The organism is Streptomyces sp. BK208 (assembly GCF_004364245.1).
Taxonomy (GTDB): Bacteria; Actinomycetota; Actinomycetes; order Streptomycetales; family Streptomycetaceae; genus Streptomyces.
The window spans coordinates 105,479-119,203 of sequence record NZ_SOAV01000003.1; the positions used below are offsets into that span (position 1 = coordinate 105,479).

A 13,725-nucleotide genomic window follows, 5' to 3' on the forward strand; every position below is an offset into this window, starting at 1 on the left:
AGTCTGTCAATCAGTTGCGCAGAGGACATTTGCGCAGGTGAGCAGCGTGAATCGAAGGGTCTTACCCCCTGGTCAGCAGGTTTAGCGGTTTAGCAGAAAGAGGGGCGCGACATGATGTCACGCCCCTCTCGGCCCACTCGTCGCGCCGCCGCTACGCGCGGGGCGACGCCGTCGACGCCCGCGGTACCAGGGACGGTGTCGCCACCGGCCGGGACGGCACGTCGTTGCCCGCCAGCACCTCGAACAGCACCCGCGCGACCTGCGCCCCGAAGCCGTGCACGTCGTGGCTCATCGCGGACAGCGTCGGGTGGGTGAGCCGGCACAGCTGGGAGTCGTCCCAGGCCAGCAGCGACAGGTCCTCCGGCACGGAGACGCCCATCTCGGCGGCGACGCCGAGACCGGCGACCGCCATGATGTCGTTGTCGTACAGGATCGCCGTGGGGCGCTCGGCGGAGAGCAGCAGGGAGCGGGTGGCGCGGGCGCCGTCCTCACCCGAGAAGCCCGTCTCGAGGTGCGGGCCGCGGTCCAGGCCGAGTTCGCTCATGGTCCGCTCGAACGCCGTCGTCCGGATGGCGCTGTGCCCGAGCCCGCGGGGGCCGCCCACGTGCGCGATGCGCCGGTGTCCCAGCACCGCCAGGTAGCGCACCGCCTCGGCGACGGCTGCGGCGTCGTCGGTCCACACCGACGGGAAACCGCCGGTGAGGGACGGGTGGCCGACCGCCACGGCGGGCAGGCCGATGCGCCCGAGCGGGCCGATCCGGGGGTCCTCCTGATGGAAGTCGACCAGGATGGAGCCCCCTACCTGCCGCTCCCGCCACCAGCGTTCCTGGAGCCCGATCTCCTCCTCCAGCGAGCCGACCAGGCGCAGCAGCAGGGAGCAGTCCCGCTCGGCCAGCACGCTCTCGATGCCGGAGACGAACTCCATGTAGAACGGCTCCAGGCCCAGCAGCCGCGCCGGCCGGCAGATCGCCAGCCCCACGGTGTCCACGGACTGGCGCGAGAGGCTGCGGGCCGAGGAATTCGGGGCCCAGCCCAGCTGCCGGGCCGCCGCGAAGATCCGCTCCCGGGTGGCGTCGGAGACCCCGGGTTTGCCGTTGAAGGCCAGGGACACGGCGCCCTTGGAGACGCCGGCGGCCGCGGCGACGTCCTTGATGGTGACGCGGACGGACGGTGTGCTCACGCCGGTTCCACACAGAAGAGGGCCGCTCGTACGGCGTTGGCCCCGGTCTCCGCGGCGCCCGCGACCCGCAGGCGGAGCTGTTCGCCGGGGAGCAGGGTGCGCAGCCCGGTGTCGCAGACCGCGTCCGGTCCGAGCCGGTCGGCCTGCAGGAGGAGGTCGCGTACGAGGGTGTGTGCGGTTACCACGACTTCGACACTACCCGTCCCCGCACCCACCGGGGACTCGACGGCCACGTCGTAGTGGGGGGCCGGGTAGGCGAACTCCCGGTCCGTGACGGGGAAGTGCACGGCGCGCAGGCCGTCGCCGTCGGCCACCAGGAATTCCTTGGCGGACGCCGGCACCGGGGCCAGGTCGGGCTGCACGGTCCGCCGGTGCACCGAGCGGGCGGCGACGGCCGCGTCGATCACCTGCTCGGCCACCACGGTGCCGTCCGCCCGCAGCCGGCGCAGGGTCACGCGGGCCTGCCAGGGATCGGCGGACTGGTTGACGAGGGCGAGGACGGGCAGGGCGTCGTCGCCGTCGCCCGGCTGGAGGGTGAGGAGCCGGTCCGCGTAGACCCGGCGCAGCTCGTGGTAGAGCGGCTTGAGGCGGCCGTCGCCGTCGATGGCCGCCCAGGAGCTGACCGGCCAGCAGTCGTTGATCTGCCAGACGATCGTCCCGGCACACACGGGCCAGTGCGAACGCCAGTGCTCGATCCCGGTGGCGACCGCGCGGGCCTGCACGACCTGGGTGAGGTAGTGCCAGCGGTCGAAGTCGTCCTCGGGCAGCACGAAGTGGCGCTCCACGCCCCGGTTCAGCTTGCCGTTGCCGTCCTCGGCCTTCTGGTGGTGCAGCATGCCGGGCGAGTCGGGCGCGAGCCGTTCGCCGGGCAGCGCGCGCCGCAGGGTCGCCAGCGCGGGCGGGGCCTGCCAGCCGAACTCCGACACGAACCGGGGCACCGAGTCGCGGTACTCGGCGTAGTCCCGGCGGTTCCATACCTCCCAGGAGTGGTGGGTGCCGTGGGCCGGGTCGTTGGGGTGGTGGTCCCAGGAGCCGGACCAGGGGCTGCCCGCGGTGTAGGGACGGGTGGGGTCGAGTTCGGCGACGATCCGCGGGAGCAGGTCCAGGTAGTAGCCGCCGCCCCAGGAGTCGCCGCGCAGCTCGGGCTCCCAGTCCCAGTCGCGAAAGCCCCAGAGGTTCTCGTTGTTGCCGTTCCACAGCACCAGGGAGGGGTGCGGCATGAGCCGGACAACGTTGTCGCGCGCCTCGGCCTCCACCTCGCCGCGCAGTGGCTGCTCCTCCGGGTAGGCGGCGCAGGCGAAGAGGAAGTCCTGCCAGACCATGAGACCCAACTCGTCGCAGGCGTCGTAGAAGGCGTCGTCCTCGTAGATGCCGCCGCCCCAGATCCGCACCAGGTCCACTCCGGCGTCGGCCGTCTGGCGCAGCCGGGTGCGGTAGCGCTCCGGGGTGATCCGGGACGGGAACACGTCGTCCGGGATCCAGTTGACCCCGCGCGCGAAGATCCGTTCACCGTTGACGACCAGGGTGAATCCGGTGCCGTGCCGGTCCGCCGAGCGGTCCACCTCCACGGTGCGGAAGCCGATGCGCCGGCGCCACGAGTCGAGGGGGCGCGCGTCGGCACCGTCACCGGCCTCGGTCAGCGTGAGTTCCAGGTCGTACAGGGGCTGGTCGCCGTAACCGCGCGGCCACCACAGGGAGGCGTCCGGCACCTCCAGGGTCAGCACCGCGCGCGTGCCCTCCACCGCGCCGCGCGCCTCGGCGATGCCGTCCCCGACGGTGGCGCGTACGGCGAGCGGGCGGGCCGTCCCCCGCGCGGTCCGCTCGACCTCGACGTGCACCTCGACGCGCCCCGTGCCGCCGTCGACGGTCACCAGCGGGCGCACGTCCGCCAGCCGGGCCGTCGACCAGCGCTCCAGCCGGGCCGGACGCCAGATCCCCGCGGTCACCAGGGTCGGGCCCCAGTCCCAGCCGAAGCTGCACGCCATCTTGCGGATGTACTGGAACGGCTCCGGGTAGACGTTGGGACGCTCCCCCGTCAGCGCCCGCACCGAGGCCGCTTCGTCGTAGGCCGAGGCGAAGCGCACCTCCAGCAGGCCGTGCCGACCGGTCACGTCGAAGCGGTGACGCCGGTGCATGTTCCGGGTGCGGCCCAGTTCCCGCCCGCCCAGGGTGAGGGTCGCGGCGGTGTCCAGGCCGTCGAAGACCAGATCGGTCCGCTCGTACGGCTCCCCGTCGGTGTCGGTGGCGGGCAGGTCGCGGACGTAGCTCCAGGCCCGTCGTCCGACCCAGGCCGCGTCGGGTTCGTTGACGCCGAGGAAGGGGTCCGGGATCAGGCCGGCCGCGAGCAGATCGGTGTGGACGCAGCCGGGGACCCGGGCGGGCAGCGGCTTCTCGTCGTGGTTCAGGCTCCAGCCCTCGGTGAGCGGGACGACTTCCTTCATGGACGGCTCCTTCGGCGGGACGGGGCCCGTTGTCGTGGGGCAACGCGGCTCAACCTAACCCCACAGAAGTGAACCGGTCTAGCCCTCACATCTCGACAGAAGATCTTCGGATGGAGCGAGGAAACCGCCGGTAGAGCTGATTGCGCCCTCGCCCGAGGTAACGATTGAGTATCGCGAGCGAAAGACGAGCTTTACCGGTTAACGACTGGCTGACATAGTCGCCGACACCACCACCGGAGCCCGAGCCGTGATCCTTGGAAAGGAGCTGGGCACATGGGGAAGAGGACGCTGGGCGTCGCTCTGCTCGCCACCGTGACGCTGACCGTCGCGGGGTGCGGCGGAGGAGGCAGCCCGAACGCCGGCGAGACCGCCGCCGCGCCGGTCAACCCGGACGGCGTCTCGGGGGACATCACCGTGCTGACCAATCGCACCGACCTGGTCGAGGACGGGACGATGAAGAAGTACGCCGCCGAGTTCAACAAGACCTACCCCGAGGTGAAGGTCGAGTTCGAGGGCCTCACGGACTACGAGGGGGAGGTGAAGATCCGCATGAACACGGAGGACTACGGCGACGTCCTGCTGATCCCGTCGGCGGTCGCCAAGGGCGACTACCCCACCTTCTTCGCGCCGCTCGGCGAGACGTCGTCGATGAAGTCCACGTACCGCTTCACCGACAAGACCGACGTCGACGGCAAGACGTACGGCATCGCCACCTTCGGCACGGCCAACGGCCTCGTCTACAACAAGGCGGTGTGGAAGAAGGCCGGGATCACCGACTGGCCGACGACGACCGGGCAGTTCCTCGACGACCTCGAGGCCGTGAAGGAGAAGACCGGAGCCACCCCGTACTACACCAACTTCAAGGACGGCTGGCCGCTGGAGAGCCCCTGGACCAACGGTGTCGGCTCGGTCAGCTGCGACACCCAGGCCTCCGACAAGCTGGCCGGGATGGACGAGCCCTGGGCGAAGGGCAACGACCTGCGCACCCTCGACACGCTGCTGCACGACATCGTGCACGGGAAGCTGTCGGAGAAGGACCCGGCCACCACCAACTGGGAGAGCTCCAAGACCCTGTTGGCCAAGGGCGAGGTGGGCAGCATGATGCTGGGCTCCTGGGCGGTCGACCAGATGCGGGACGCCGCCGAGACGGCCGGGCGCGACCCGGACGACATCGGCTTCATGCCGGTCCCGTCCCAGCGGGACGGAAAGTTCTGCGCCACCCTGGTCTCCGACTACCAGCAGGCCGTCAACGTCCACTCCGACCACAAGGAGGCCGCCCGGGCGTGGATCGACTGGTTCACGGAGAAGTCCGGCTACGCGGCCGAGGAGGGTGCCGTCTCCGCCCTCAGGTCCGAGGGGATGCCGACGACACTCCGGGAGTATGTTGACAACGATGTCAAGATGATCGAGCGGTCCGAGGCGAAGACGGCCGAGGTAAACGCCGTCGACAACGCCTCCGAGATCGGGCTCAACAAGCCCGACTACCGCAAGAAGCTCATCGACATCGCGCGGGGCGCCACGGACGGTTCGCTCGAAGGCTACTTCGACGATCTGAACAAGCGCTGGTCCGAGGCCCGGCGGACCGTCGGCTCCTGAGCCGGCGCCCACCCGGACGCAGCACCGACTCCCGCACCCGCCGGGTCCCGCCTCGCCACCCGGTGAGCGGGACCCGGCGCCCAGCGCCCTCAGCGGACGACGAAAGGCCCTGGCACCGCGATGCCCCGAACCCGAACCCGAACCGTCTCCACCGCGTCACCGCCCGCCCCGGCCGCCGCGCCGGACCGGGTCGGCAAGCTCCCCTCCCGCCACCGCGCGCGGGCCGGCGCCTCACGGCGCGACCGGCCGATGCGCGTCCTCACGCCGTGGTTGTTCCTGCTGGCCCCGCTCGCCCTGCTGATCACGTTCACCTACGTGCCGGTGGGCAACATGATCTACTACAGCTTCACCGACTGGGACGGCGTCAGCCCCGACCGCGCCTTCGTAGGCACGGAGAACTACACCGAGATCTTCACCCGCCCCGAGCTGCTGCGGGTGTTCGCGGTGAGCTTCTACTACCTCGCCGCGTCCGTCGTCCAGATCGTCGTCGCCCTGTACTTCGCGGCCGTCCTCAGCTTCGACCTGCGCTTCAGGAACCTCTTCAAGGGCATCCTGTTCTTCCCGTACCTGATCAACGGCGTGGCGATCGGCTTCGTCTTCCTGTACTTCTTCCAGGACGGCGGCACGCTCGACTCGGTCCTGTCCTGGTTCGGCGTCGGCACCGACCACGCCTGGCTGGGCAGTCCGGAGTCGGCCAACACCTCCATGGCCGGGGTGTCCGTGTGGCGCTTCACCGGCCTGAACTTCGTCCTGTTCCTCGGCGCGATCCAGTCGATACCCGGCGAGCTGTACGAGGCCGCCCAGCTGGACGGCGCGAGCCGGTGGCAGCAGTTCCGGCACATCATCGCGCCGAGCATCCGGCCGGTGCTGAGCCTGAGCGTCATCCTGGCGGTCTCCGGCTCGCTGTCCGTCTTCGAGATCCCGTACATCATGACCGGCGGTGCGACGGAGACCTCGACGTTCGTCATCCAGACGGTGAAGTTCGCCTTCCAGTTCAACAAGACCGGCCTGGCCTCGGCCTGCGCGGTGGTGCTGCTCGCGATCATCCTGGTGATCACCTGGATCCAGCGCCGCCTCGTGCCCGACGAGAAGGTGGATCTCGTATGACCCTCACCGCCCCCGCCCGCCGCCCGCAGGAGCGGGCCCGCCGCCGTCCGCGCGTCGGCACCGCCCTGACGTACCTGTCGCTGGTCGTCGCCTCCGTCGTGGTGCTGCTGCCGCTCGCCGTGATCTTCCTGACCTCGCTCAAGTCCTACGGGGAGGTCTCCGACGGCCAGGGCGCCCTGGCCCTGCCGGACGACTGGCTCAACTTCTCCAACTACGCCACGGCCTTCAACGACGGCCACCTGCTGAAGGCCTTCGGCAACACGGCCTTCATCCTGCTGTTCTCCATCACCGGCACCGTGATCATCGGCTCGATGACGGCGTACGCCATCGACCGCTTCGACTTCCGCTTCAAGAAGCTGGTGATGGCCCTGTTCCTGGTCGCCACGCTGGTGCCGGCCGTGACGACGCAGGTCGCCACCTTCCAGGTCGTGAACAGCTTCGGCCTGTTCAACACCCGCTGGGCGCCGATCCTGCTGTACATGGGCACGGACATCGTGGCCATCTACATCTTCCTGCAGTTCATCCGCGGAATCCCGAGGTCCCTCGACGAGGCGGCGCGGCTCGACGGCGCCAACTCCTTCACCATCTACCGGAAGGTCATCTTCCCGCTGCTGAAGCCGGCCATCGCGACGGTGGTCATCATCAAGGGGATCACCACGTACAACGACTTCTACATCCCCTTCCTCTACATGCCCTCCGAGGACCTCGGCACCATGTCGACGGCCCTGTTCCGGTTCAAGGGGCCTTTCGGGGCGCACTGGGAGAACATCTCCGCCGGGGCCGTGCTCGTCATCGTGCCGACGCTGGTGGTCTTCCTGTTCCTCCAGCGGTACATCTACAACGGGTTCGCCCAGGGGGCGACGAAGTAGCGCCGCGGGCCCGCCGGCCGGCGCCGGCCGGCGGACGATCCGCGTGTCAGGCTGAGGGTGACGGGGAGGCGGTCGGGGCGGGGCCGCCGGGTGCGCCGTCGCCTTCGTTCACGGCGTCGGGGTCGACCGCCATGGTGAGGTGGCCGATGACGCCGCGCTCGATGTGCCGCCGGTCGTAGACGAGTTCGAGCAGTCCGCCGGCCGCCCCGGTGCCCGGATAGATCGAGTCCTGGTCGAGGGTGACGCGCGTGACGGAGTTCGCCGAGTAGGGCGCGACGTCCGCCGTGGCCCGCACCGCGTCCTCGGAGAAGTAGAACTGCCCGGTGTGGCAGGTGCGGCCGCCGGTGTAGCCGTCGGAGCCCCGGGAGCCACCGGTGTGCACCTTGGTGTGGATGTGGACGGCGCGGCCGGTGTACCAGCCGGGGAAGACGGTCCGGAAGGTGACGAAGCCCTGCCGGTCGGTCATCTGGATGCCGCGCAGCCAGGTGAGGTCGTCGGTCGGGGTCGCGTGACCGCCCCCACCGCCCCCACCGCCCGGCCCGCCCGGCCCGTCGGGAGGCGCCGTCGGCGTACCGGACGGCGGCGGGCCGGGCGGTGTCCCGCCGTCCCCGCCGTTGCCGGTCTGGGTGTAGCCGGAGTAGACGCCTGAGGCGTCGCAGTGCCAGATCTCGACGGCCGAGTCGCGCAGCGGTTTGCAGGTCGCGCTGTCCACGGCGCGCAGCACGAGGAGGAGCGGGATTCCGGTGCGGTCCTCGACCACGTTCTTCCGGAAGAGTTCGTAGTCGATGTAGTAGGGGCCCTCGATCTGCTCCGTGGTCAGCGCCATGCAGGCGTCGGACGCGGTGGCGGCCGCCTTCACCGCGTCGAGGGCGCCCGGCCCCCCGGCGGTCCGGTCGGCGGCGCCGGCCACGGTGCCCGCGCCACCGAGGGCGGCGACGGCGCCGGCCGCGCCGCCGAGGGCGAGCACGCGGCGGCGGGACACGAGGCGGGAGACGACGGCGTTGTCAGGCTCTTCGAGAGAGAATCTGGACATGGGCACGACAGTAGGAACGCTGCCTGTGAGTTCCGTGTGGGTCTGTCTGTGAACCCGGTATGAATCACGACGGGCGGGCCCGGGCCCTGCGACGGCTCAGTCGGTGACCGCGGACCGGTTCGAGGCCGGCCGGCTGCGTACGGTGCCGACGGCGAGGCGGGACCGTCACCCCGGCACCTGGCGCAGCGGGTTGGGCAGCGGGAGGTAGCGGGCGTCGGCGCCGTCCGCGCCGGTCCAGCGCAGCAGGAGGTTGGTCTTGGCGGGGAGGGCGGGAGCGTCGAGCAGGGCCGGGATCTCCGGGAGGTCGTGGCGGGCCAGGGCGCGGCGCACGGCGGGCCAGGGGTCGAGGCGGGGGTGGTGCTCGGTGAGGGCGGCGGCGATCTCGTACAGGTGGTTGACGACCAGGCAGTAGATCAGGCGCTCCCAGCCGGCGGCGCGGGCGGTGTCCGGCAGCAGCTTGACGCCCTCCGCGTCCCGGAAGAGGGCCTGCACCGGGGTGCCGGCCGCGTCCACGGCGATCAGGGTGTTCTGCAGGTGCGCCTCCAGGACGACTCCGTCGTCGGCGAAGGCGGTCAGCACGGGCGGGACGACGGCGTCGAGGTACGCCTCCCACCAGGCCGCGGGGTCCGCGGCGCCGGCCAGCGGGCTGCCGGGGAAGCCCTCCACGAGCGCGGCGGCCAGGAGCGGGGTCGCACCGGGCAGGAGGTGGTCCCGTACGCCGTCGCGGACGACGACGGCCAGTTCCTCGAAGGCGAAGTCCGCGGTGCGGTGGCCGCGGTCGCCGAGCCAGGCGGCGGGGGGCCCGAGGGAGGCGAACGCCTCGCAGACCGCCGTGTCGGTGCGGCGCAGCCGCATCAGGTCGCGGCGCCACAGACGGCGGATGTCGTTGGTGACGCGCACGTCCAGGCTGAACTTCAGGAACAGGTCCCGTCCCGGGAGGTACTCGGGCGCGTACACCGTGCGGATCGCGGCCGTCGGCCAGGCGAAGAAGCCGGTCGTGCCCACCCGCAGGAGCCGCCCGTCGGCGAAGGCCGGGGCGAGGGCCGGCGCCGTCAGCTCCAGCTGCCAGGGGTGGGCGGGCAGCAGCCGGTACCCGGGCGGGGCCTTGCCGAGGGCGTCCAGGGCCGCGGTGTCGCCCTCGTCGACGACGGTGTCCTCGCGCACGGCGAGCAGCGTCAGCGGGAAGCGGGCGTGGGCCTCGGGCGCGTACGGCAGCCAGCCGGCGTGCGGGCCGCCGCCGCGCGCCTTGGGGGCCGGGTGGTGGGTGTGGCCGGTGAGCAGGGACTGCTCGGAGCGGAGGTAGGGGTCCGCGGGCGGGGTGGCACGCGCGCGTGCCGTCAGCAGCGCGGCCACCGCGTCGCGGCTGTCGGTCATCTCGGTGGGCAGTTCGTGATTGGGCACACCGGTGTGCCGGCGCAGTGCCTCGGCGACGAGCTTCACGAGTTCCGCGTGGTCGGCCGGGTGCCACCCGGCCGCCGTACGGACCTCCGGTTCCGCGGGCCGGCGTCCCGGCCGCACGCGCAGCAGTCTGCCGCCGGGCAGCCGGTACACGGGGCGGGCGCCGGGGCCCGGCAGCGGTTCGGCGACCTCGCGCAGCAGGCAGTTGAGCAGCGGCACGGCCGCGTAGGCGTCGGCACGCCGCGCCAGGTCGCCCCGGGAGTCGGCGCCGGTGGGCGGGGGCAGGAGATCCACGCGTTCCACTGTTCCCTACGGTCGGTCCATGGCGGAGAGGAGGACGGAGACGATCAGGACGATCAGTATGTCTCCCGTCATGACGCGCATCCGTACCCGAGGAGCCTGCCCGTGCACCGTCCCCCCGGCACAGCGGCCGAGTTCGCCGACGAACTGGCGGCCGTCCGTCCCGCCCTGGCCGCCCGGTTCACCGCCGAGCTGCCCGGGGCGCGGGCGGCGGTGCTGTCCCGGCTGTGGCGTGCGCTCGCCTTCGAACCGCTGCCGTGGATCGAACACCGGGAGCGGTCAGGTGACGGCCTCGTCCTGCGCCTGCGCGACGGCCGCCGGCTGGCCGGTCCGGCCGCCGACCCGTACCGCACGGACGCCTACGTCCCGGTCGTCCGGATGGGCGAGGTCGCGTACGACGACCCGGAGCGGCTGATGACCGACCTCGCCGTACCGGGGGCGAAGGGGTTCGCGGCCGAACTCGGCCACAGTGCTGCTTCGCTGGCGCTGTCCCGCGCCGCGCAGCCCCGGACCGTGCGGGAGGGGGCGCCGGAGAATCACCCGGACGAGTGGCCGGGCGGCGCGTGCCCGGACGGCGACTGGGGCTGGGAGCGGCGCGTGGTCGACGGGCACCCGTACCACCCCGGCTGTCGTGCGCGGCCGGGCTTCTCGGTGGCGGAGCAGCTCGCGTACGGCCCCGAGCACGCGCCGGTGGTGAAGCTCGGGCTGGTGCCCGTCGCGGCGGCGGACTGCCTGGTGACGGGGGTGTGGCCCCGGGAGCTGCGGGACGGGGACCGGCTGCTGGTCCCGGTGCATCCGTGGCAGGCGGCGCACGTGCTCGACCGGCCCCTCCTGCCGTGGCTCCCCGCGCACCCGCTGATGTCCCTGCGCACGCTCGCCGTGCCCGGCGGGCCGCACGTCAAGACCGCGCTGAGCGCCCGGCTGACGTCCTCGGTGCGGGACATCTCGGTCGCCTCCGTCACGGCGTCGGCGCTCCTGTCGTCGTTCGGGGAGGTGCTGGCGACGCGCCTTGACGGCCTGCTGCACGTGACCCGCACGCGGGGCGCGGCCACGGACGGCTCCCCCGAACTGGCCGCCGTACTGCGCGAGCCGCCCGTGGTGTACGCCGCGCCCGGCGAGCACGTGGTCCCGGTGGCCGCGCTGGCGACCACCGGGCTGCCCGGGTCACCGACGTGGCTGGCGGCCTTCACGCGTCTCGCCCTCACCGTCGGGCTGCGCGCGCTGGAACTGGGCGTCGCCCTGGAGGCCCACGGCCAGAATCTGCTGGCCGTGCTGTCCGCGACGGGCGATCCGCTGCGCCTGGTCTACCGGGACCTGGCCGACATCCGCGTCTCCCCGGTCCGTCTGGCCCGGCACGGCATCACCGTGCCGGACCTGCCCGCACGCGTCCTCACCGACGAACCCCTCGCTCTGCGACGGAAGTTGTTCGGGTCGCTGGTGGGCGGCGCGCTGGCGGCGACGGCCGGTTCGGGCCCGGCCCTGCGCCGAGCCCTGGAGGTGGCGCTGCCCGGGCTGCCGCACACGGAGGACCTCGCGGCCCTGCGCGAGGAGGCACTGCCGGTGAAGGCGCTGACGGCGATGCGGACTTCGCCGGGAAGGCCGGGAGATCTGTGGACGGAGCTGCCCAACCCGCTGCGGTGGAGGTGAAGTCGGGGCATCGGCGCGGTCTCGTTTTGGAGCGCGGTACCCCGGATCAATAAGATCCGCCGATGATCACAAGAACACGGCTGGCGGCGGGCACCTGCGCCCTGCTCGCCGCGCTGGCGGCCGGGTTGGCGTTCCCGGCCGGGGCGGTGGCCGGTGAACCCACGGGTGAGGACGCGCCGAAGGTCGACCTGGTGCTCGACGTCAGCGGTTCGATGCGGACGCGGGACATCGACGGCGGTACGCGTATGGCCGCGGCGAAGCAGGCGTTCAACGAGGTGCTCGACGCGACGCCGGAGGAGGTGCGGCTGGGCATCCGCACGCTCGGCGCGGACTACCCGGGCGACGACCGCAAGACGGGCTGCAAGGACACCGCGCAGCTCTACCCGGTCGGGCCGCTGGACCGCACCGAGGCGAAGACGGCGGTGGCGACCCTGTCCCCCACCGGCTGGACGCCGATCGGCCCCGCGCTGCTGAAGGCGGCCGACGACCTCGACGGCGGGGACGGCTCCAAGCGCATCGTGCTGATCAGTGACGGCGAGGACACCTGCGCCCCGCTCGACCCGTGCGAGGTGGCCCGTGAGATCGCCGCCAAGGGCATCGGGCTGACCATCGACACCCTGGGGCTGGTCCCGAACACCAAGATGCGCCGGCAGCTCAGCTGCATCGCGGAGGCCACCGGCGGCACCTACACCTCGGTCGAGCACACCGACGAACTGACCGACAAGGTCAACCAGTTGGTGGACCGTGCGGCCGACCCGGTGGTGACGCCGGTCGCCACGGAGGGCGCGGACGCCTGCGCGAAGGCGCCGGCGCTGAAGTCGGGGCTGTACACCGACCGCGAGGAGTTCGGGCAGCAGCGCTGGTACCGGGTGGACGTGGAGCCGGGCCAGGAACTGCGCGCCTCGGTGAGCGTGGGCGCCGACCGGGCCGTGAACCCGTCCTACGGGGTGCTGCTGCGCGCGGTGACGGCGCACGGCCGGGAGATCGTGCGCGGCGAGGCGGCGGGCGACGGCCGCACCGACGTGCTCTCGACGGGACTGCGGTACCCGAAGGCGGAGAGCGACGAGGACGACGCGCCGGCCGAGGCGGTGTGCCTCCAGGTCACCAACTCCTTCTCCGTCGCCTCCGGTGTGAAGACCACGCCGGGGCTGCCGCTGGAACTGACCGTCGACGTCGTGGACGGTCCGGGCGACTCCGACGACGTGGCCGCCTTCGGCCTCGGCCGCGGCTGGTGGCTGCTCGGTCTGCTGGTGCTGGTCGGCTTCCTCGCCGGTCTGCTGTGGGGCTGGCTCTCCCGCTGGCGGTTCGCGATCTGGAGGACGAACTGATGCGACTCACCCGAGTGTTGAGTGCGGCCGTCGTGCTGCTCGGTCTCGCCGCGGCTCCCGCCGCGGCCGACTCCTCCCCTTCCGCGAACCCGTCCGGGGACGGTGACGGGCCGACCACTGCGGGCACCTCCTTCCGCACGGCGACCGAGTTCGAGCAGGGGCAGGTGGCCACGGCGGACGGTGCCGCGGGCGACTATCTGTACTGGTCGTTCCCGGCCGACGCCGGGCAGCGCCCCACCGTGAAGGCCACGGTGAAGCTGCCCGGGACGCACGCCGCCCAGACCTGGCGGGCCGACGTGTACGACGGGCTGCGCCGCAGGCAGGCCTGCCAGTGGGGCGCCCAGACCCGCACCGCGGACGCGGGGGCCTCCTCCCTGGAGCTGGCCTGCGTCCTGCGCACCGTGCGCGCCTGGTCCGAGCCGTGGGCCAACGACCCGCTGCCGGGCACGTACTACGTCCGGCTGACGGCGGTGGACGTGCCCACCTCGGATCTGGGCGTCCCGGTCTCGGCCGAGGTCCGGGTGGAGTCGAAGGACGTCGGCGGCGCCGCGGCGGTGGACGGTTCGCTGGCCGAGCCGCTGGTGCCGGGCATCGCGGTGACGTCCGGGGCCGGTGACGACGGGGACGGCGAGGACCAGAGCGCCGTGCTGTCCGCCATCGAGCCGGAGGACGGCTGGTCCTCGGGCTGGTGGTCGGACCGCTGGGTGTGGAGCGGGATCGGGGCCGTGCTCGCCGCGCTCGCGGGCATCGGCGGCTACGCGCTGACCCGTGGGACGGGGCGCCCCTCCCGGGTGCCGCCCGGCGCCTGACCGCCCGTCACGCGGGC

10 protein-coding genes are annotated in these 13,725 nt (G+C 72.4%); 6 read left to right on the forward strand and 4 right to left on the reverse strand.

From position 1 onward, the window contains the following. Positions 1 to 151: 151 nt before the first annotated feature. Positions 152 to 1,180, reverse strand: a complete 1,029-nt coding sequence (locus tag EV562_RS08875; RefSeq protein WP_133886160.1) for a LacI family DNA-binding transcriptional regulator — start codon at positions 1,178 to 1,180, stop codon at positions 152 to 154. After that, on the reverse strand, positions 1,177 to 3,621 hold the full coding sequence (locus EV562_RS08880) for a glycoside hydrolase family 2 protein (RefSeq protein ID WP_133886161.1): 2,445 nt from the start codon (positions 3,619 to 3,621) through the stop codon (positions 1,177 to 1,179). Before EV562_RS08880 ends, EV562_RS08875 begins: the two co-directional genes overlap by 4 nt. Positions 3,622 to 3,894: 273 nt before the next feature. Between EV562_RS08880 and EV562_RS08885 the strand changes: the two genes are divergently transcribed. The 3 genes from EV562_RS08885 (at position 3,895) to EV562_RS08895 (ending at position 7,193) form a co-directional block, all read left to right on the forward strand. Continuing rightward, the gene (locus EV562_RS08885; protein WP_133886162.1) at positions 3,895 to 5,217 is read left to right on the forward strand and encodes an extracellular solute-binding protein; all 1,323 of its coding nucleotides are present in this window, start codon (positions 3,895 to 3,897) and stop codon (positions 5,215 to 5,217) included. 120 nt (positions 5,218 to 5,337) lie between these two features. Continuing rightward, a complete protein-coding gene (locus EV562_RS08890; protein ID WP_133886163.1) occupies positions 5,338 to 6,324 on the forward strand; it encodes a sugar ABC transporter permease in 987 nt (328 codons plus the stop codon). After that, the gene (locus EV562_RS08895) at positions 6,321 to 7,193 is read left to right on the forward strand and encodes a carbohydrate ABC transporter permease (protein WP_133886164.1); all 873 of its coding nucleotides are present in this window, start codon (positions 6,321 to 6,323) and stop codon (positions 7,191 to 7,193) included. The genes EV562_RS08890 and EV562_RS08895 overlap by 4 nt, the downstream gene beginning before the upstream one ends. Before the next feature lie 46 nt (positions 7,194 to 7,239). Here EV562_RS08895 and EV562_RS08900 read toward each other — a convergent pair whose 3' ends face one another. Both EV562_RS08900 and EV562_RS08905 read right to left on the reverse strand, forming a co-directional pair. Then, the gene (locus EV562_RS08900) at positions 7,240 to 8,226 is read right to left on the reverse strand and encodes an intradiol ring-cleavage dioxygenase (RefSeq protein ID WP_166661679.1); all 987 of its coding nucleotides are present in this window, start codon (positions 8,224 to 8,226) and stop codon (positions 7,240 to 7,242) included. A 165-nt stretch (positions 8,227 to 8,391) separates the two neighbouring features. After that, entirely contained in the window at positions 8,392 to 9,927 is a 1,536-nt protein-coding gene (locus EV562_RS08905; protein WP_133886165.1) for an IucA/IucC family protein, read from the reverse strand. A 102-nt stretch (positions 9,928 to 10,029) separates the two neighbouring features. Here EV562_RS08905 and EV562_RS08910 point away from each other — a divergent pair, with 102 nt between their 5' ends. From EV562_RS08910 to EV562_RS08920, 3 genes are all read left to right on the forward strand, one after another. After that, the gene (locus EV562_RS08910) at positions 10,030 to 11,571 is read left to right on the forward strand and encodes an IucA/IucC family siderophore biosynthesis protein (RefSeq protein WP_133886166.1); all 1,542 of its coding nucleotides are present in this window, start codon (positions 10,030 to 10,032) and stop codon (positions 11,569 to 11,571) included. A gap of 62 nt (positions 11,572 to 11,633) precedes the next feature. Then, complete coding sequence (locus tag EV562_RS08915; protein ID WP_133886167.1) at positions 11,634 to 12,899, forward strand: VWA domain-containing protein; 1,266 nt, start codon at positions 11,634 to 11,636, stop codon at positions 12,897 to 12,899. Beyond that, the gene (locus EV562_RS08920; RefSeq protein ID WP_133886168.1) at positions 12,899 to 13,708 is read left to right on the forward strand and encodes a hypothetical protein; all 810 of its coding nucleotides are present in this window, start codon (positions 12,899 to 12,901) and stop codon (positions 13,706 to 13,708) included. Before EV562_RS08915 ends, EV562_RS08920 begins: the two co-directional genes overlap by 1 nt. Positions 13,709 to 13,725 lie beyond the last annotated feature (17 nt).